Genomic DNA, 18,911 nt, shown 5'->3' with positions numbered 1-18,911 from the left:
TTGGCGCAGGCGGCTCCATCTGAGAATAGGGCACCCTCCGTTTTGGGAACACATCGCGGCGGCCCTCAACATTGGTCGATCCCGCCGGCCCGGGCCGTTTGACCGGATCTGCCGCGAAATCTAGACCGCACATCGTGCGGGCCGGACCGGCCGCGAGCGGCGGAGAGACATGATGGCGAAGGTTGCGTTCCTGGGCCTCGGGGTGATGGGCGGCCCGATGGCCGGGCACCTCGCCAAGAAGGGTCACGACGTCACGGTCTACAACCGCACGCCCGCCAAGGCGGAGGCCTGGGTGAAGGCCCATGGCGGCGCCTCCGCTGCGACGCCCCGCGAGGCGGCGCGCGGCGCCGAGATCGTGTTCGCCTGCGTCGGCAACGACGCCGACCTGCGCAGCGTCGTGCTGGGTGCGGACGGCGCGCTCGCCGGCATGGAGCGCGGAGCCACCTTCGTCGACCACACCACCGCCTCGGCCGAGGTGGCGCGGGAGCTGGCGGCCGCCGCGGCCGAGGCCGAGCTCGGCTTCGTCGACGCGCCGGTCTCCGGCGGGCAGGCGGGCGCCGAGAACGGCGTGCTCACCGTGATGTGCGGCGGCGAGCCGGAGACCTACGCCAAGGTCGAGCCCGCGATCATGGCCTTCGCCCGGGCCTGCCGCCTGATGGGCCCGGCGGGTGCCGGCCAGCTCACCAAGATGGTCAACCAGATCTGCATCGCCGGCCTCGTCCAGGGCCTGTCCGAGGGCGTCCACTTCGCCAAGCGCGCCGGCCTCGACGTGGAGGCGGTGCTCGAGGTGATCTCGAAGGGCGCCGCCGGCTCCTGGCAGATGGAGAACCGCGGCAAGACCATGAATGCCGGCACGTTCGATTTCGGCTTCGCGGTCGACTGGATGCGCAAGGACCTCGCGATCCTGCTGGAGGAATCCCGCCGGAACGGCGCTAAGCTGCCGGTGAGCGCGCTGGTCGATCAGTTCTACGCCGAAGTCCAGTCCATGGGCGGCGGGCGCTGGGACACGTCGAGCCTCGTCGCCCGGCTGGAGCGCTGAACCACCCCGCGGGCCGTCCGCCGGTGACCGCCGTCGCGCAGGCCCGCGCCCTCGTCCCGCGGCCGCATCAGGCCGAGGCGGCGCGGGCGATCCTGGCGGCGCGGGCCTCCGGGCGCCCGGGCTTCCTGCTCGGCGACGCGACGGGCCTCGGCAAGACCCTCTCGGTCTGGTCGGCGCTCGCGGCCATGCCGGAGGCGGAGGTGCTCGTCGTCTGCCCGAAGGGCGCGATGCCGCAATGGCGGCGCACCATCCGCGACGCCGGCCTCCCGGCCAAGGCGGTGACGCTGATCAACTACGAGCGCACCAAGTCGCTGATGGCCTCAGAGGCCGCCCCCGCCCGGCGCTCGGCGCGGGCGCGCAACAACGCGCTGGCCAAGCACGGCAGCCTCAAGCGCTCCTGGCCGCTGGTGGTGTTCGACGAGAGCCACCGCCTGCGCAATCCCTACGCGCAGCAGACCCTGGTCTGCCGCCACCTCGCCGAGGCCGCCGCCTTCACGGTCTATATGAGCGCGACTGCGGGCCAGGCCCCGCACGAGCTCGGCTATCTCGGCGCCCTCCTCGGCGCGGCCGTCGGGCAGCCGACCGGCACGCTGGCCGAGTTCCGCGCGCTGATGCAGCGTCTCGGCATCGGCCGCGCCAAGGGCCGCTGGGTGAACTGGTCGTGGCAGGCCAATGCCCGCGACTGCGCGGTGATGGCCGACCTGCTCTATGCGGGCACGGGCGCCATCGGCCTGCGGCGGCGCCCCACCGACATCGCCGGCTGGCCGGAGGTGCAGCGCGAGCTCAGCCCCACCGCCCTGAAGCCGGAGGAGCGCCGGCTCTACGACGCGACCTGGCGGGAATTCCGCCGGGAATGGGGGCTGGCGGGCGGCAGCACGCGGCGGCCGGCCGGCTGGGCGGCGGATCTGCGCTTCCGGCAGAAGGCGAGCCTGCTGCGGGTGGCGGGCACGGCCGATTTCGCGGACCTGCTGCTGGAGGCCGACGAGCAGGTCGCGCTCTCGGTGGCCTTCCTGGAGACGGGGGCGGCTCTGGCCGAGACCCTGCGCGGGCGCGGCTGGCGCGTCGGCAATATCGACGGCACGCAGGCGGCCGAGGTCAACGAGGCCGAGCGCGTCGCTTTCCAGACGGGCCAGCTCGACGCCATCGTCTTCACCGTGACGGAATCGATCTCGCTCCACCGCAACGAGATGCCGGGCGGCGAGCGGAGCCGGGCCCTCGTCGTCCACGACATGCGCCACAGCGCGATCCAACTGGCCCAGATCGAGGGCCGCTGCCACCGCGACGGCGAGGCAGCGGTGATCCACTACGCCTTCGCCGAGGACACGGTGGAGGAGGCGATCACCCGCACCGTCCTGCGCCGCATGGCGGCCATGGACGCGATGGCCGGCGAGGATACCCGCCTGATCGACGCCATCGCCGCCTGCCTCGACCAGGCGGCATGAGGCGGCTTGTCCAGCCCCAGGGCGGCGATCCCTGGCAATTCCATCCAACCACCTCATCCTGAGATCGAGGATTAGGATGGTGAGACACGCCCTCACAGGGCGAGCGGCGCGTTGTCGATGACCTCCTTCATCACGAAGAAGGTCCGCGTCTGCCGCACGCCCGGCAGCGCGATCAGCGTCTCGCTGTGGAGCCGGTTGAAATCGGCCATGTCGCGCACGCGGATCTTCAGGAAGTAGTCGAAATCGCCCGCCACGAGGTGGCAATCGAGCACGGCCGGCACCTTGCGCACCGCCGCCTCGAAGGCGCCGAAGCTCTCCGGCGTCGAGCGGTCGAGCACCACGCCGACCATCACGAGCGAGCCGCGCTCGACTTTGTCCGGCGCGATCTCGGCGCGGACGCCGCGCACATAGCCCTCCTCGAACAGCCGCTGCGTGCGGCGGTGGCAGGTGGCCGGGCTGGTATTCACGCGCTTGGCGATCTCGGCGTTGTTCATGCGCCCGTCCTGCTGCAGCAGGCGCAGGATCCGCAGGTCCATCCGGTCCAGGGCGCTCACGGAAGATCCTTTCGCCAAGGACGGCATTTTCGGAAGGCTTCAACGGCATTTGTGACAGCTAAGCCGCCCTGCTTCCGGCCAACGCCGTCATTTCGGGAGCACCTTCCGCGAAGTGTCTGTTAGCGTCCAGGGGCTTTCGTTCCGCGAGGACTCCCATGCTGTCGAATTTCGAGCGCTATCCCCTCACCTTCGGACCGACCCCGATCGAGCCCCTGAAGCGGCTCAGCGCCCATCTCGGCGGCGGCGTCGAGCTCTACGCCAAGCGCGAGGATTGCAATTCCGGCCTCGCCTTCGGCGGCAACAAGCTGCGCAAGCTCGAATACATCGTGCCGGACGCGATCAAGAGCGGCGCCGATACCCTCGTCTCGATCGGCGGCGTGCAGTCAAACCACACCCGCATGGTGGCCGCAGTGGCGGCCAAGATCGGCATGAAATGTCGGCTGATCCAAGAGGCCTGGGTGCCGCACGAGGACGCGGTCTACGACCGGGTCGGCAACATCCTCCTCTCGCGCCTGATGGGCGCCGAGGCGCAACTCGTCGATGACGGCTTCGACATCGGCATCCGCGACAGCTGGAAGCGGGCCATCGCCGAGGTCGAGGCGGAAGGCGGCAAGCCCTACGCGATCCCGGCGGGCGCCTCGGTGCACAAGTATGGCGGCCTCGGCTATGTCGGCTTCGCCGAGGAGGTGCGGGCCCAGGAAGCCGAGATGGGCATCACGTTCGACTACGTGGTCGTCTGCACCGTCACCGGCTCGACCCATGCCGGCATGCTGGTCGGCTTCTCGGCGGACGGGCGCGCCCGCAACGTCATCGGCATCGACGCCTCCTGCACCCCGGCCCAGACCAAGGCGCAGGTGCTCGACATCGCGCAGAACACCGCCGCCCTGGTCGGCGCGGGCGACATCGTCGCCGACGACGTGGTGCTCTTGGAGGACTACGCCTACCCGGTCTACGGCGTGCCCTCGAAGGAGACCGTCGAGGCGATCCGCCTTTCCGCCCGGCTCGAGGGGATGATCACGGACCCGGTCTACGAGGGCAAGTCGATGCAGGGCATGATCGACCTCGTGAAGACGGGCTACTTCCCGACGGGCTCGAAGGTGCTCTACGCCCATCTCGGCGGCGCGCCGGCCATCAACGGATACAGCTACACCTTCCGCAACGGCTGAGCCGTCGCAGCCCATTCCCCTCCCTCTGGCGGGGAGAGGTCAGGGGTGGGGGTGGTGCAAGCGCCACTGCTGCGATCCATCCTGGCCCCCCACCTCCCGCTCCTCCCCGCACGGTGAGGAGAGCGCGTTCGGCCTCAGACGATGGCGAGGAGCAGGAGGCTCGCGGCGGCGGCGCCCGCCGCCGCGAGGCCCAGCATCGTGACGCTGCCGGTTTGGTCGATACTATCGACGCTCTGGCCGCGGCGGTGTTCGGGCGAATTCGCCGAGTTCGGACGGCCGTCGGTGTAGATCTGGCTCACGGGCTCGCTCCCTGATGACTTGTTATCGGGAGCGAACGCGCGGGACAGGCAAGACGTTTCAGAAATTCGCCTGGGTGACGAATTTCGTGACGAGATAGGCCTCCAGCGCCTCGGAGCCGCCCTCGCTGCCGTAGCCCGAATCCTTCACGCCGCCGAAGGGCACCTCGGGCAGCGCGAGGCCGTGGTGGTTGATCGAGATCATGCCGCTCTCGACCCCCTGCGCCACCCGGGTCGCCCGCTCCGTCGAGCGGGTATAGGCGTAGGCGGCCAGGCCGTAGGGCAGGCGGTTGGCCTCCTCCAGGACCTCCTCCTCGCTGGAGAAGCGCTGGATCGCGGCGATCGGCCCGAACGGCTCCTCGTTCATGATGCGGGCGGTGAGCGGCACCTCGGTGAAGACGGTCGGCTCGAAGAAGTTGCCGCGATTGCCGATGCGCTTGCCGCCGGTCTTCAGGGTCGCCCCCTGCGCCGTGGCGTCGGCGACGAGCGATTCCATCGCGTCGAGGCGGCGGCTGTGGATCAGCGGTCCCATCTTCGTGCTGGGATCGAGGCCGTCGCCGACCTTCACCGCCTTGGCGACGGCGGTGAAGCCGTCCACGAAGCGGTCGAAGACGGAATCGTGCACGAGGAAGCGGGTCGGCGCGACGCAGACCTGGCCGGCATTGCGGAACTTGGTGCCGCCGAGCACCGTCACCGCCTTCTCGACATCGGCATCCTCGAACACGATCGCCGGGGCGTGGCCGCCGAGCTCCATCGTCGCCCGCTTCATGTGGCGCCCGGCGAGCGCGGCGAGCTCCTTGCCGACCGCGGTGGAGCCGGTGAACGAGATCTTGCGGATGACCGGGTGCGGGATGAGGTAGCCCGAGATCGCAGCCGGGTCGCCGTAGACGAGCGAGAGCACGTCGCCCGGCACGCCCGCATCGAGGAAGGCGCGGATCATCGCGGCGCAGGAGGCCGGCGTGTCCTCGGGGCCCTTCAGGATCACCGAGCAGCCCGTGCAGAGCGCCGCGGAGACCTTGCGCACCGCCTGGTTGATCGGGAAGTTCCAGGGCGTGAAGCAGGCGACAGGCCCGACCGGCTCCTTCACCGCGATCTGCAGGACGCCGTCGGCGCGGGCCGGGATGACGCGTCCGTAGGCGCGCTTCCCCTCCTCCGCGAACCAGTCGATGATGTCGGCCGCCGCCAGGGTCTCGAGGCGGGCCTCGACCAGCGGCTTGCCCTGCTCCAGGGTCATGATGCGGGCGATCGCGTCGGCGCGCTCGCGCAGCAGGTCGGCGGCCTTGCGCATCACCTTGGCGCGCTCGAAGGGCGCAACCTTGCGCCAGGCGGCGAAGCCGCGGGCGGCGGCCTCGAGGGCCCGGTCGAGATCGGATTCGGTGGCGACGGCGCAACGGCCGATGGTCTCGCCGGTGGCCGGGTTGAGGACGGGCAGGGTCTGCCGGTCGGACCCGGCGGTCCAGGCGCCGCCGATATGGAGTTCGGTGTCGGGATACTCGGAAGACATCGGGGCAGCCGTCGCTCGTGCCCGGCCTCGCGGGCCGGCGGGTGCCATGTTTGTCACCGGCCGGTCCGCGACAAGGCGCGCTCCGGCATGGCTCCTACCCGATGGGGGCGAGGCTCGGCCGTCTCATACCAAAGTGCGTCGATCCCGACCCATGGCCGGGATCGACGCGCCCGGCGGACGGCCGCCGCCGCGCCGTCGCGCGGGCTTGCCGATTCGATCTCCGCTTCGATCGCGCGGCGGCAGGATCAGGCAGCGCAGAGGGCGGCCTCGGCCGCCGGGCGCTCCACCGTGACGGCGCCGCCGCGGCGCGCCCGCAGCGTCCCGCCCTTCGGCACCACGGTCCAGCCCTCGCGGCAGCCGTCGATGGGCTCGGAGACGACGACGAGACCGGTCTCGCCCTCGCGGTAATAGAGGCTCGGCGGGCGCCCGTCGCAGGCCCAGCGATAGGCGGTCAGCTCCTCGCCGTCGGTGAGGAGGGCGGTGAAGCGCAGCGGCTCGGCGATCCCCGCCCCCCGCATCAGCCCGCGCACCTGCGCCATGGTCTCGGCCATGGCGCCGACCGGGTCCTGCTTCAGGCCGTTGGCCAGCGCCAGCAGGAAGATCGCCTCGGAATCGGTGCTGCCGCGGCGCCCATCGTAGTACTCGTCCGGGATCAGCGCCTCGATACGCCGCTTGATGCGGTGATAGCCGCCGATCTGGCCGTTATGCATGAACAGGTGGCGGCCATGCGCGAAGGGGTGGCAGTTCGCTCGCGCCGTCGCGGTGCCGGTCGAGGCGCGCACATGGGCGAAGAAGGTCCGCGCCCGCACCTGCCCGCAGAGGTTGGCCAGGTTCTCGTCCGACCAGGCCGGGGAGATGTCCCGGTAGATCCCGGGCTCGGGTCGCTCGCCGTACCAGCCGATGCCGAAGCCGTCGCCGTTGGTCTCGGTCTTCCCCTCGTCCGCGTGGAGCGACTGGTGCACCAGGGAGTGCACGGGGGAGCAGACGAGATCGGAGAGGAAGACCGGCTCACCGCTGTAGGCGAGAAAGCGGCACATGGCAGACGCACACCTCCTGTTCGGGGTCCGGGCATGAGCACCGCGATTGCGTCCTCGCCAAGGAGGGGAGAAGGCGCCACCGAGGTCTCGGCGTGAGGGCGTTCCGGAACGGCTACGCAAGACGCGTTCCGTTCCCGTCATGGAACCGTAACTGTCCGGTCCGGGTGGTGAACGATGTCTTAACGGGCGGGAAACGCGAGGCCTGCGCGCGCGTTGGCGTCGCAGTGTTGCAAGTGCGCGCTGCGGATGGGCCGAAGGCCTCGGCATCGGCCGTCCGACTCTTGTTCGCGCGTTCCAGACGGCGCAGCATGGCCGACTCGGGGGGAATCAGCGGTCCGGCAGAGACTGCGCCCGGGAAGGAATCAGACCGGCATCCAGATGTGAAGGAGACCTCATGGGCCACGCCCTGCCCGACTGTCCCGTCGCACTCGTGGTCGAGGACGACGCCGCGGTCCGCGATCTCGCGGCCGCCGTCCTCGAAGAGACGGACATGGACGTCATCGCATGCGAGAGCGCGGAAGCCGCAATCTCGGTGCTCGAACGACCCGACGTGAACGTCGCCCTGCTCTTCGCCGATGTCCGCCTGCCCGGCGCGATGGATGGCCTCGCCCTCGCCAGCACGGTGGAGCGCCGCTGGCCGGACGTGCGGGTCATCGTGACCTCGGGCTACGACGCCCGCGCCGACGACCGCCTGCCGCGCCAGGCCGTCTTCATGCAGAAGCCCTGGCGGGTGCTCGACGTGCTGGTCCAGGCCGAGCACGCGACGCTCGCGGCCCGCGCCGCGGCCTGAGGCCGGATCGAGCGGGATCGAAGATCCCGCTCGCCCCCATCCATCCAGTCCACGACCTCATCCTGAGGTGGTTTGGTGGGACGGGCCGGATCCCGATGATGATCGGTCGATCCGGCTCAAAACAGGCTCTCAGGCCGCAGCCAGCGCCATCGAGAGCGATTCCTTCTTGATCAGCTCGCGGTAGAAGCCGTCGAGATGCGTCAGCTTCTCGGGCGAGCCGTCCTGCACGATGCGGCCGCCCTCCAGCACCACGATCCGGTCGAAATCCTTCAAGGTCGAGAGCCGGTGCGCGATGGCGATGACGGTGCGGCCCTTCATCAGGTTGGCGAGCGCGTGGCGGATCGCCTCCTCGGATTCCGCGTCGAGGGCCGAGGTGGCCTCGTCGAGGAGCAGGATCGGCGAATCCTTCAGGATCGCCCGGGCGATGGCGATGCGCTGGCGCTGGCCGCCCGAGAGCTTCACGCCGCGGTCGCCCACGATCGTGTCGAAACCTTCCGGCAGGGCGTTGATGAAGTCCGTGCAATGCGCGGCCTCGGCCGCCTTCCAGACCTGCTCGTCGGTGGCGTCGGGGCGGCCGTAGCGGATGTTCTCGCGCAGGGAGCGGTGAAACATCGACACGTCCTGCGGCACGACGGTGATCGCCTCGCGTAAGGATTCCTGCGTGATGAGGCCGATGCTCTGGTCGTTGATCAGGATCTGGCCGCTCTTCACGTCGTAGAAGCGCTGGATCAGCGAGAACAGGGTCGACTTGCCGCCGCCCGACTTGCCGACGAGGCCGACCCTCTGGCCCGGCTCGATGGCGAGATCGAAATCGGTGAACACGCCGCGGCCGTCCGGATAGTCGAAGGCGACGTGCTGGAAGTCGATCTTCGCGCCGTGGCCGGTCAGCGCCTTCGCCTCCGGATGGTCGACGAGGTCGTGCGGCTGCAGCAGGGTGTGCAAGGCCTCCGACAGGCGGGCGGTGTGCTGGGTGGCGTCCACCAGGGCGACGGCGAGGTCGCGGGTCGCGGCGAGGATGCGGATGCCCAGCGTGCAGACGAGCACGACCTGGCCGTTGGTGGCCTGGCCGACCTGCCACATGGAGATCGCCCAGTAGAGCAGGCCGAAGATGGCGAGCACGGTGAGCACCGCGTGCACGATGCGCAGCTTCTCGAGGTAGAGGAGCGAGGCGCGGCGCGCGCTCATCTCGGTGGCGATGGTGCCCTCGAAGCGCACGCCCTCGCGCTTGAAGGCCGAGAAGGCGCGCACCAGCGGCATGTTGCCGACGAGGTCGACCATCTCGCCGTCGACGCTCGCGGCCTTGGCGGCGAAGTCGTGATGCAGCGGCTTGCCGGCCGAGGCCATCTTGAACATCAGCATCACGACCGAGGCGAAGACCGCGGCGAGCACGGCCGCCATCGTGACGTTGACGGTGGCGATGTAGACGAGCGAGCCGGCGGCCGCGACGCAAGGCGGCATCACGTTGAACACGAACATGTTCTCGACCGTGAAGATCGCGTTCGAGGTCGCGGTGATGCGCGAGGCCAGCGTGCCGGGCTGCCGGTCGGCGAAGAAGGTCGGCGAGTGACCGGTCATGTGCCGGAACAGGTCGCGGCGGATATCCCCGGTCACGCCGACGAAGGTGAAGGCGCCGACGAGCGCCGCCACGCGCCAGAGCATGTTGTCGGCCGCGATGAAGATGATCAGGAGCGTGAGCGCGCTCCAGACGAGGCCGGATTCCGGGCCCTTGCCGAGGGCGTCGACGACGCCCTTCAGGGCGTAGTCCGTGCTCACCGAGAAGGCGACCGCGCCGAGCACCGAGACCAGGATGACGGCGTGCGGCAGGGCGCGCCGCTTGAGGTAGCGCCCGACGAAGGCGAAGGGCCTTTCGGCGTACTGGCAGAGGTCTTCCATCGCGATGACCATCTCGAATTCGAACGACGCTGACGGGCGGCGGAGCGATACGGGCGGACAGGGCGTGGATCCGGACCCGGCCGCGTCACGGCCGGGTCCGGATCCACCCGATTGTTTCGTCGCGCTCTCCGACGCCGAACCGGCTTCCACGGCAGCGGAGAGCGCTCCAGGGCGGCAACGCGAGAGCGTCGCCATATGTTGCAGCATCCCGCGCCGATCAGGTCACGGGATAACCTTTTACGCGTCCAATCTGAACGTCGCTTGACCGGTAAGCGATTTCGGTGCCGCGCTCAGCGCGCGCCGGGGTCCCGGCGCGTCTCCGGCATCGCGAAGGCGACGAGAAGGGTGGCAGCGAGGCCGACCAGCGCGAGCCCGAGGAAGGCGGGGTGGCTGCCGAGCCGGTCCGCCATGATGCCGGCGAGCGAGGTCGAGAGCGCCGCGCCGATGCCCATCGCCGTGCCGACCGCGCCGAGGGCGAGGTTGAAGCGGCCGGTGCCTCGCGTGAGATCGGAGACGACGAGCGGCACCATCACCCCGAGCACCGAGGCGGAGACGCCGTCGAGCACCTGGATCGCCACCAGGAGATAGGGGTTCGTGGTGTAGGCGAGCAGCAGGCCCCGCAGCGGCAGGGCGGCGAAGCCGACGAGCAGCACAGGCCAGCGCCCGAAGCGCTCGGCGGCGCGGCCGACGGCCGGTGCGCAGACGGCGAGCACTGCCTGCGGAACCATGATGCAGGCCGCGACGAGGACGGTGGCGGTCTCGCTCGCCCGTAGGGTCAGGGCGCTGCCGACGAGCGGCAGCATCGCCGCGTTGGCGAGGAAGAACAGCGTCATGCAGCCGGCGAAGACGAGGAGCCCGCGATTGCGCAGGAGCGCGCGCAGGGCGCCCGTCTCCGCGGGGGCGGGCGCGGACGCGGCTTCCTGCATGCGCACGTTCGCGTCGATCTCGTCGGCGCGGATGCGGGAGAGCGCGATCAGCGTCGGCACCATCAGGGCGGCGGTGAGGTAGAAGACGGCATCGTTGGTCAGGTAGTAGCCGCAGGCGCCCATGCCGGCGGCGGCGAGCGCGTTGCCCAGCGCCTGGAAGCTCGCGTTGCGGCCGAGCCGCTCGCCCGCGCGCGCATGGCCGACGAGGCCGATGCTGATTGCCGCGATGGCCGGCGTCAGCACGCAGCTCGCCGCCGAATGCGCCGCCATGGCGAGCAGCACGATGAGGAAGCTCGGCCAGAGGGCCAGGGCGAGGGCGCTCGCCGAGATCCCGATCACCGCCACGCCCGCCGCGAAGCGCTTCGAGCGCACGGCGTCCACGAAGGCCCCGCCCGGCACCTGCCCGAGCAGGCTGACGAGGCTGCCCACGGTGAGCGCGAAGCCGATATCCGACTGCGTCCACTTCGCCTGGGAGAAATAGACGGCGAGGAAGGGCCCGAAACCGGTCTGCAGGTTGGCGACGAAGAAGGCGAAGGCGTCGAGGCCCCGGCGGCTGCCGCGCGAGACCTCCGCGCCGATCCCCGCAACGGGCTCGGGCATCGCCGGAGCCGCCTCGCGCGGGGCCTCGGGGGATGCGTCCTTCAACCGGAGCGGGCGAGCACGGAGTTCATGACGAGGCACTTCGCGTTCCCGGTGCGGGATGGCACGTCGGTCTTTCGGGCGAACCACCGTCATTTATCCGGGGCCTTCTCCGGCGGCTTCTCGACGGAGGGCAGGACGGCTTGCGGTGTGGCTGGCGGGGTGGGCTGCGCCGCGGGCTGGGCCTGGGCGGGCTGCACATTGGCCGGCTGGGGCTGCGCCGGTGCGGGCGGCTGAGCCTGGGCCTGCGGCGTGCTTCCCGGCTGCTCGCCCTCGGTGGAGGGGCTGGCGGGGCCGAGCACGACGACCGGCTCGCCGGCCTTGTACTCGGGCGAGACGCGGACCTGGTTGCGGCTGAGCTGCAGCGAGAGGCGGCCGGGCTTGCCGTCCGTGTTGAAGCGGAGCGCCCGCCAGTCCACGGCGATCTTGCGCGTGCCGACGCCGAGGAAGCCGCCGAAATCGATGATCGCGGCGCGCGGGCGGCCATCCTTGTCGATGATCACGTCGATGACGCGGCCGAGTTCGTCGCCGTTCGCGCTGCGCACGCCCTTGCCGAGCAGGCTCTCGTAATCCTGCGTGTCGAGCACGGTGGCTGGCGTGCCCTGCTGGGGCACGGGCTGGGCCACCGGAGGCGCGGTCGGCTGCGACGGCACCGTCTGCGGGGCGGCCTGGGGAGCCGGCTGCAGGGCGGGCTGCGGCTGCGCGGCGGGCGGAGCCGCGGGCGGCGCGGTCTGCGTGGTGCCCGGTTGCGAGCCCCCCTCCCCGGCCTGTGGCGGTTCGGCCGAAGCGGACGCGGCCCACAGGGCGATCGTCGCGGTCGCGAGGATCCGGTCGAGTCTGAACACGGTGTGTCCTTGTCGTTGGGGCGTCTCGGCTGGCGGCACAACCGCGGCCTTGGGAGCAGGTTCCGCCAGGGGGCGCGCGGTCCTTGAACGCCGACCAAGGCGAAGTTGTGGATCCGGCCTCGTCTAGCACGGCAAGTTCCGGGCCGCGGCAGGCCGGCCACAGGTTGTGCCTTGGTTTTCGCGCAATCTCCGGCGTAGAGAGGCACCTGAACGACGCGGGCCGTGCACCAAGCGGCTCCGAGAAGCGCGAGGATCGACCCCATGCCCCTGTCGCCCCTGAACCCGGCGCTTCGTGCGCTCGGCGCGCGACCGCGGCGCGCGGTGCTGCTCGCCGTCTGCCTCGCGGCGCTCGGCGGCTGCCAGTCGGTGGGCGGCGGCCTCGGCCAGATCCTCGGCGGCGGCGGCGGCGTGATGCCGGCCGGCGATGTCGGTCCGCCGCCCTCGCTGCGCGGCAGCGTCCCCACCCGGACCGCGCGCGCCGACGTCGACCCGGATGCGGGTCCGCCCGCCACCGCCCCGACCCGCCGCCTCGACCTGCCGAAGAACGTGCGCGGCGAGACCCGCGCCGAGGCGCCCGCCGAGCGGCGCATCCGCCGCGAGGAGCTCGAAGGCTCGGCGGGCGGCGGCTCCAGCTCCGGCGGCATGGCCCCGGCCCTGACGCCGAGCGGCGGCATGGGCGTGGGCGGGCGCTTCTAAAGCGCGATTTCCAACGCGCGATCCTCCCCGCGGAGGATCTTCGAACCCTGGAAGCCGAGCCAGGCCGCGAGACGGCCGGGCGCGGCTTCTTTCGTTTCGGGCGCCCGCGCTGCGTACCCGGCTTTGCCGGTGGACAGCCCCTACGCAGTCCGGCGCCGCCGGTTCCCCGACCCTTGCAAGCGCCGCGAGCCCTCCTGTAGGTTCCATTGCGTCGCCGGGGGTAGCCCCTCCGAGGCGACCAGACCGATTGCGTGGTGGGGGCCGGGCTCGAACCGGCTGACAGCGTTCGTGCGGGCAGCCGGCCCGTGCGGACGCCCTGATCGCGCGCCGATCCCGTGCCGACCGAGAGGGCGGCCGGCAGGCGCGCAGGGTTGGGAGGGGGGACGATGGAAGCGGGTCTGAGCTGGACGGACGAGCGCGTGGCGCTTCTCCGGCGCCTGTGGGAGGACGGCCAGAGCGCGAGCAAGATCGCCGCGCAGCTCGGCGGCGTCACTCGCAACGCCGTGATCGGCAAGGTGCATCGCCTGGGCCTTGGCGGTCGGGCGAAGGCGGCCGAGGACGGCCAGCCGCTGGCCCGCACACAGCCTGCCCAGGAGATCGAGGCCGCGATCGCCGTGGTCGAGGCCGAGGCGCCCGAGCCGGTGGCGATCGTCACCCATCGCCCCGCGCCCGACTTCCCGATCCCGGCCTCGCCCCCTGCACCCGCGGAGCCGGTGGCGCTCGCCGTGTCGCAGCGCGTGACCATCATGGACCTGCGCGAATCCATGTGCCGCTGGCCGCTCGGCGATCCGACCACGCCGGAATTCCGGTTCTGCGGCGCGCGCAGCATCACCGGCCTGCCCTATTGCACGCATCACGCCGAGATCGCCTACCAACCCGCCGCCGAGCGCAAGCGTGACCGGCGCGTCGCCGGCTTCCGCTGAGCGGACTGGTCGGGCCCTGACCTCAGGAATGAAGCCCATCCGGCATCCGGATGGGCTTTTCTCGTTCGGGCGAGCGGATTCCGGCCGATCCGCTCGAAGAACAGCCCTGCGAGCGGGATCACGGGGCTGAATGCGGCCGTTTCCGCTCCTATCTAGGCAGGGTGCGGCGGGCTGCCGCGTGTCATCGGGGGCGCAGGGTCATGCAGGCACGGGCTTGGTCGCGGGGATCGGGCGCAAACGCCTCCCCGCTCGCGCGGATCGCCTCGGCCGTCCTCGCGCTGGTGCTCGCCACCTGCCTCTCCGGCTGCGGCGCGATCAACCGGGTGCCGACCCTGGAGGAGCAGGCGAAATCCTCCTGGAGCGAGGTGCAGAACCAGTACCAGCGCCGGGCCGACCTGATCCCCAACCTCGTCGAGACGGTGAAGGGCTACGCCCAGCAGGAGAAGGACGTGCTGATCGGCGTCACCGAGGCGCGGGCCAAGGCGTCGAGCGTCAAGGTCGATGCCGGCACGGTGAGCGATCTGCAGAAGTTCAAGGAATATCAGGACGCGCAGAACCAGCTCAGCGGCGCGCTGGGCCGCCTGCTCGTCACGGTGGAGCGCTATCCCGACCTCAAGTCGAACCAGAACTTCCTCGCCCTGCAATCGCAGCTGGAGGGTACCGAGAACCGCATCGCGGTGGCGCGGCGCGACTATATCGGCGCGGTCCAGGCCTACAACACCGAGATCCGCACCATACCCGGCCGCTGGATCGCGAGCTGGTTCTACCCGGAGTCGAAGCCGATGGAGACCTTCACGGCGACCCGCGACGCCGACCGGCCGCCGAACGTGAAGTTCTAGGCGGCGCCCCATCTTGCCCCCGGCGGCCTCCGGCCCATTCGGGCGCCGCGTCCTCGCCTGCGCGGCGGCCTTCCTCTGCCTCGCCGCCGCAGCGCTCGCGGCCGAGCTCCAATTCCCGGCGCTCACCGGCCGCGTGGTCGATGCGGCGAACCTCCTGACGCCGGAGCAGCGCGCCGGGATCGAGGCGAAGCTGAAGGCGCACGAGGACAAGACCTCGGACCAGGTCGTCGTCGCGACGGTGCCGGGCCTGCAGGGCACCACGATCGAGGATTTCGGCAACCGGCTGTTCCGGGAATGGAAGCTCGGCCAGGCCAAGACCAATAACGGCGTGCTGCTCCTCGTCGCGCCGACCGAGCGCAAGGTGCGGATCGAGGTCGGCTACGGCCTGGAGGGCGCGCTCACCGACGCCCTCTCCAAGGTGATCATCGCGAGCGCCATCACGCCGCGCTTCAAGCAGGGCGACTTCGCCGGGGGGATCGGGGCCGGTGTCGACGGCATCCTCTCGATCCTCGAAGGGGATGCGCAGGAATGGCAGCGCAAGCCGCAGGTCCGCGGCGACGAGGTCGATCCGGCGCAGGTCGCCCTCTTCGTCGTGCTGTTTCTCGTCATCCTGTTCGTGATGTGGCGGATGAGCCGCGCGGGCGGCCGGCGCGGCGGCATCGTCGTCCTGCCGGGGCCGGGCTCCGGCGGCTGGAGCGGGGGCTATTCCGGCGGCTCCTCGGGCGGGTTCGGCGGCGGCTTCTCCGGTGGGGGCGGCTCGTCGGGGGGCGGAGGGGCGTCCGGTGACTGGTGATCCTCGGCAGGGACTCGCGCCCGATGCGCTGGAGCGCGTCGCCGCCGCGGTGGCGCGGGCCGAGGCCGGCACGGCGGGCGAGATCGTCGTGATGCTCTGCGCCCGCTCGGGGCTCTACCGCTCGGCCGTGCTGGTCGCCGCCCTCGTCGCGGCGCTGCTCCTGCCCTGGCCGCTCATCCTGCTCACGCATTGGAGCGCGGCGGCGATCGCGCTCGCCCAGGCGGGCCTCGCCGCCCTCGTCCTCGCGCTCGGCCTGCACGAAGGCGCACGCCTCGCCTTGGTGCCGCGCGGGGCGCGGCGAGCCCGGGTCCGCGCCGCCGCCCTCCGCGCCTTCCGCGCCCGCGGCCTCGACCGGACGCGCGGCCGCACCGGGCTGCTGCTCTACATCGCCCTCGCCGAGCACCATGCGGAGATCGTCGCCGATCGCGGGATCCTCGCTCGGATTCCACCTGAATCGTGGCAGGCGATCCTGTCGGAGCTTGCCGGCGCGCTCGGGCGCGGCGAGGCGGAGTCCGGCCTCGTCGCCGCCGTGAGCCGGATCGGCGAGCGCCTCGCCTCGGTGCTGCCCGCGGGCCCCGCCGATCCGGACGAGTTGCCGAACCGGGTGATCCTGACCGATTGATCCGGCATGGGCCGCGCATCCGCCGTACCGGCCCCGCTTTTGCTGGATCGCCTCTAGACCCGATCGACACGGATGGACGGACCATGAGCCCCGGCACGCCGACGGCGCCACGACTCGACAAGGATCGCGTCGGCGCGATCTGCCAGGCCCTGCGCCGGGCGATCGTGGAGCGGGCGCTCGCCCCGGGGGACCGCCTGCCCGAGGACGCGCTCGGCGAGCGCTTCGGGGTCAGCCGCACCATCGCGCGGCCGGCGCTGGGTCAGCTCGCCGCGGAAGGTCTGGTCGAGCTGCGGCGCAACCGCATCGCCGTGGTGGCGACGCCGAGCTGGGAGGAGGCGCGCGACACCTTCGACGTGCGCCTCGGCCTGGAACGCCTCGTGGTCGAGCGCCTCGCGGGGCGGCTCACCCCCGAGCAGGGCCGGGCGCTCGCCGCCCATATCGCCCGCGAGGAGGCGGCCCATGGCGGGCCGGAGGCGGCCTCGATCCGTCTCGCCACCGAGTTCCACCTGCTCCTCGCGGAGATGACGGGAAGCCCCGTCCTGGTGCGCTACACGGGCGAGATGGCCTATCGCTGCGCCCTGGTCCTGTCCCTCTACAGCCGGCCGCACTCGGCGGCCTGCGGGATCGCCGAGCACCGCGCCATCGCCGCGGCCCTGGCGGAGGGCGACGCGGCGCAGGCCGTCGCGCTGATGGACCACCATCTCGACGCGGTGGCGGCGCGGGCGCACATCGTCGCCGACCCACCCCGCGAGCGCGACCTCGCCCGCCTGCTCGCCCCCTACGCCGCCGAGGTGGCAGGCTGAGCTGTCGCGGGCTTCGGCTGACCACCGGTGCCCCCCTCTCCCCGCCGGGCGGGGAGAGGCCCGCAGGCACCTCGTCGTGCCTGCGGGAAGCGGAGGCGAAGCTGCAGCGGCGGTGAGGGGGCGGTTCCGGAAGAGACTCCTCCGTTCAAGCCCCCTCACCCCCGGCTGCCGCCTCGCTCAGCCGACGACAAGGTCGGCTGAGCCCTCTCCCCGCGCGCGGGGAGAGGGGATGCGCGGCGATCCGGTCTGATCGAGCGGCAACCGATCACGCCGTGATGCCGTGCTTGGTCAGCAGGCGTTCAGCGCTGTCGTTCCAGACCTCCATGGTGACGATCAGGCCGTCGCGCACGGTGAAGCGGTCCACGTAGCGGTTGCCCTCGAAGGCGGTGCCGTCGGGCCAGGCGCCGTAGAGCGTGCCGAGGCTGTAGACCGTGGTGATGCCATCGCCCGGCACCACGTCGAGCCGCTCCATGCGCTTCTTCACCCAGGCGTAGCGCCCGGCATTGAAGGCAGTGACCTCGCGCGGGTGGCGGAACACGCGCGCGCCCGTGAACACGATCTCGATGCCGGGCGCCATGTAGCGCGCGGCCGTCTCGGGATCGGGCACCATCGAGGCTTCGAGATAGGCGGTCACGATCTCCGCGTCGCTCTGCGTGCGGGATTTCGGGCTGTCGGTCATGGGCGAGTCTCCGGCGGTTCTCTCCGCCTATCGATGCCCGCGATCGGCCCGAAGTGCATGCAAAAACTGTATGCACTTTGCCGAAGCGCTGGGCAATCGGCGTCGCAACAGACCAAAAAGCCTAGATCTTTCAGAGGCTAGACAACTGGCACGCGCGTTGCGGACAGTTCCGCAACCAAGCCGGAGATCCCGCCATGCCCGCCTCCCTCCCGCGCCGCCTGCTTCTCGGCGCCTCGGCCCTGATCGGTCTCGCTCTCGTCACGGGCGTCCGCGCGGCTGAGCCAGTGAAGATCGGCCTCGTCACCGCGCTGAGCGGCCAGTCGGCCAAGTCCGGCGAGGCGATCTCGCGCGGGATCGGCCTCGCCATCGACGAGATCAACGCGAAGGGCGGCGTGCTCGGGCGCCCGCTGGAGCTGGTGGCGCGCGACGACGAGGCAAACCCCTCGAAGGGCGTGCTCGCAGCGCGCGAGCTGATCCAGCGGGTCGGCGTGGTCGCGCTGGTCGGCGGGCTCGACACCCCGGTCTCGATGGCCGTCGTGCCGATCGCCAACCAGATGAAGGTGCCCTTCCTCGGGCCCTGGGCGGCGGGCACCGGCATCACCCGCAACGGCGCGGCCGACAACTACGCCTTCCGCGTCTCGGCGGTGGACGCGCTGGTGGACGAGGCCCTCGTCGCCTACGCGGTGAAGACCTACGGCGCGAAGAAGCCGGGGATGATCCTTGTCAACAACGCCTGGGGCGAATCGAACCAGCAGGGCCTCGCCGCGGCCCTGAAGGCGGCCAACCTTCCCGCCGCCGGCATCGAGAAGTACGAGGCCAACGACGTCGACATGGTGCCCCAGCTCACCCGCCTGAAGGAGGCGGGCGCGGACACCCTGTTCCTCGTCGGCAATGTCGGCCCCTCGGCGCAGGTGGTGAAGTCCCTCGACCGGATGGGCTGGAGCGTGCCCGTGGTCTCGCATTGGGGCCCGGCGGGCGGGCGCTTCGACGAGCTGGCCGGCCCGAGCGCCGCCAAGGTCCACTTCATCCAGACCTTCACCTTCGCCGGGAACAATTCGCCGAAGGCCACCGCCGTGCTCGCCGCGCTGAAGGCGAAGTACCCGGCGATCAAGTCGATGGCCGACGTGACGCCGGCGGTCGGCATCGCCAACGCCTACGACGCGACGCATCTCCTCGCACTCGCCATCCAGGCGGCGGGCTCCACCGAGGGACCCAAGGTCCGCGACGGCTTCTACAAGGTCGGCCGCTACGAGGGCCTGATCAAGACCTACGACAAGCCCTTCGCCACCGGCCAGCACGACGCGCTCGGGCCGCAGGACTACGTCTTCACCCGCTTCCAGAACGGCGAGATCGTCGCGGTGATGAACTGAGCCCCTGCTCCACCCTCCCCCCTCCGCGGGGGAGGGAATCAGCGCGCATGGAGAA

At 71.2% G+C, this 18,911-nt stretch carries 19 protein-coding genes; 11 read left to right on the top strand and 8 right to left on the bottom strand.

The genetic code is table 11. The features are described 5' to 3' along the window. The first annotated feature begins 172 nt into the window (after window positions 1-172). A complete protein-coding gene (locus tag MTDSW087_RS11095; RefSeq protein ID WP_144763765.1) occupies window positions 173-1,039 on the top strand; it encodes an NAD(P)-dependent oxidoreductase in 867 nt (288 codons plus the stop codon). 23 nt (window positions 1,040-1,062) lie between these two features. Further along, window positions 1,063-2,481, top strand: a complete 1,419-nt coding sequence (locus MTDSW087_RS11090; RefSeq protein ID WP_144763764.1) for a DEAD/DEAH box helicase family protein — start codon at window positions 1,063-1,065, stop codon at window positions 2,479-2,481. A gap of 92 nt (window positions 2,482-2,573) precedes the next feature. Here the strand turns inward: MTDSW087_RS11090 and MTDSW087_RS11085 are convergent, their stop codons facing one another. Next, window positions 2,574-3,062 carry an Lrp/AsnC family transcriptional regulator gene (locus tag MTDSW087_RS11085; RefSeq protein WP_144763762.1) on the bottom strand — a complete coding sequence of 163 codons (489 nt, stop codon included), beginning with the start codon at window positions 3,060-3,062 and terminating at the stop codon, window positions 2,574-2,576. Window positions 3,063-3,190: 128 nt separating this feature from the next. Between MTDSW087_RS11085 and MTDSW087_RS11080 the strand changes: the two genes are divergently transcribed. Beyond that, window positions 3,191-4,201, top strand: coding sequence for a 1-aminocyclopropane-1-carboxylate deaminase (locus MTDSW087_RS11080; RefSeq protein WP_144763760.1), 1,011 nt, complete (start codon window positions 3,191-3,193; stop codon window positions 4,199-4,201). Window positions 4,202-4,335: 134 nt separating this feature from the next. On the opposite strand, the gene MTDSW087_RS30100 is transcribed toward MTDSW087_RS11080, so the two are convergent. From MTDSW087_RS30100 to MTDSW087_RS11070, 3 genes are all read right to left on the bottom strand, one after another. Next, on the bottom strand, window positions 4,336-4,500 hold the full coding sequence (locus tag MTDSW087_RS30100; protein WP_186383816.1) for a hypothetical protein: 165 nt from the start codon (window positions 4,498-4,500) through the stop codon (window positions 4,336-4,338). A gap of 58 nt (window positions 4,501-4,558) precedes the next feature. After that, a complete protein-coding gene (locus tag MTDSW087_RS11075) occupies window positions 4,559-6,001 on the bottom strand; it encodes an NAD-dependent succinate-semialdehyde dehydrogenase (protein ID WP_144763758.1) in 1,443 nt (480 codons plus the stop codon). Window positions 6,002-6,246: 245 nt separating this feature from the next. After that, window positions 6,247-7,038 (bottom strand): class II glutamine amidotransferase, encoded by a 792-nt coding sequence (locus tag MTDSW087_RS11070; protein WP_144763756.1) that lies wholly within the window; start codon window positions 7,036-7,038, stop codon window positions 6,247-6,249. Window positions 7,039-7,432: 394 nt separating this feature from the next. On the opposite strand from MTDSW087_RS11070, the gene MTDSW087_RS11065 reads away from it, so the two are divergent. Beyond that, window positions 7,433-7,828 (top strand): response regulator, encoded by a 396-nt coding sequence (locus tag MTDSW087_RS11065; RefSeq protein ID WP_144763754.1) that lies wholly within the window; start codon window positions 7,433-7,435, stop codon window positions 7,826-7,828. Between the two features lie 129 nt (window positions 7,829-7,957). On the opposite strand, the gene MTDSW087_RS11060 is transcribed toward MTDSW087_RS11065, so the two are convergent. The 3 genes from MTDSW087_RS11060 to MTDSW087_RS11050 all read right to left on the bottom strand — a co-directional run bounded on the left by MTDSW087_RS11060 (window position 7,958) and on the right by MTDSW087_RS11050 (window position 12,131). After that, window positions 7,958-9,721 carry an ABC transporter ATP-binding protein gene (locus MTDSW087_RS11060; protein ID WP_144763917.1) on the bottom strand — a complete coding sequence of 588 codons (1,764 nt, stop codon included), beginning with the start codon at window positions 9,719-9,721 and terminating at the stop codon, window positions 7,958-7,960. Window positions 9,722-10,011: 290 nt separating this feature from the next. Continuing rightward, on the bottom strand, window positions 10,012-11,382 hold the full coding sequence (locus tag MTDSW087_RS11055) for an MFS transporter (protein WP_144763752.1): 1,371 nt from the start codon (window positions 11,380-11,382) through the stop codon (window positions 10,012-10,014). Next, window positions 11,379-12,131, bottom strand: a complete 753-nt coding sequence (locus MTDSW087_RS11050) for a PRC-barrel domain-containing protein (protein WP_238178990.1) — start codon at window positions 12,129-12,131, stop codon at window positions 11,379-11,381. Before MTDSW087_RS11050 ends, MTDSW087_RS11055 begins: the two co-directional genes overlap by 4 nt. Window positions 12,132-12,392: 261 nt before the next feature. Here MTDSW087_RS11050 and MTDSW087_RS11045 point away from each other — a divergent pair, with 261 nt between their 5' ends. From MTDSW087_RS11045 to MTDSW087_RS11020, 6 genes are all read left to right on the top strand, one after another. Further along, entirely contained in the window at window positions 12,393-12,827 is a 435-nt protein-coding gene (locus MTDSW087_RS11045) for a hypothetical protein (protein ID WP_238178988.1), read from the top strand. Window positions 12,828-13,213: 386 nt separating this feature from the next. Beyond that, window positions 13,214-13,750, top strand: a complete 537-nt coding sequence (locus MTDSW087_RS11040; protein ID WP_144763750.1) for a GcrA family cell cycle regulator — start codon at window positions 13,214-13,216, stop codon at window positions 13,748-13,750. A 200-nt stretch (window positions 13,751-13,950) separates the two neighbouring features. Then, a complete protein-coding gene (locus MTDSW087_RS11035) occupies window positions 13,951-14,589 on the top strand; it encodes a LemA family protein (protein ID WP_144763748.1) in 639 nt (212 codons plus the stop codon). Between the two features lie 13 nt (window positions 14,590-14,602). After that, window positions 14,603-15,382, top strand: coding sequence for a TPM domain-containing protein (locus MTDSW087_RS11030; protein WP_238178985.1), 780 nt, complete (start codon window positions 14,603-14,605; stop codon window positions 15,380-15,382). Continuing rightward, on the top strand, window positions 15,372-16,004 hold the full coding sequence (locus MTDSW087_RS11025) for a TPM domain-containing protein (protein WP_144763745.1): 633 nt from the start codon (window positions 15,372-15,374) through the stop codon (window positions 16,002-16,004). The genes MTDSW087_RS11030 and MTDSW087_RS11025 overlap by 11 nt, the downstream gene beginning before the upstream one ends. Before the next feature lie 83 nt (window positions 16,005-16,087). Beyond that, entirely contained in the window at window positions 16,088-16,807 is a 720-nt protein-coding gene (locus MTDSW087_RS11020; RefSeq protein WP_144763743.1) for a GntR family transcriptional regulator, read from the top strand. Between the two features lie 265 nt (window positions 16,808-17,072). On the opposite strand, the gene MTDSW087_RS11015 is transcribed toward MTDSW087_RS11020, so the two are convergent. Continuing rightward, the gene (locus MTDSW087_RS11015) at window positions 17,073-17,486 is read right to left on the bottom strand and encodes a nuclear transport factor 2 family protein (RefSeq protein WP_144763742.1); all 414 of its coding nucleotides are present in this window, start codon (window positions 17,484-17,486) and stop codon (window positions 17,073-17,075) included. A 194-nt stretch (window positions 17,487-17,680) separates the two neighbouring features. Between MTDSW087_RS11015 and MTDSW087_RS11010 the strand changes: the two genes are divergently transcribed. Further along, window positions 17,681-18,856: an ABC transporter substrate-binding protein gene (locus MTDSW087_RS11010; protein WP_144763740.1), complete on the top strand. Its 1,176-nt coding sequence runs from the start codon at window positions 17,681-17,683 to the stop codon at window positions 18,854-18,856. Window positions 18,857-18,911 lie beyond the last annotated feature (55 nt).

This window comes from Methylobacterium dankookense, from assembly GCF_902141855.1.
Lineage (GTDB): Bacteria > Pseudomonadota > Alphaproteobacteria > Rhizobiales > Beijerinckiaceae > Methylobacterium > Methylobacterium dankookense.
Note: the sequence above shows the minus strand (reverse complement) of the source record. Positions and strands in the feature narration are given on the sequence as shown.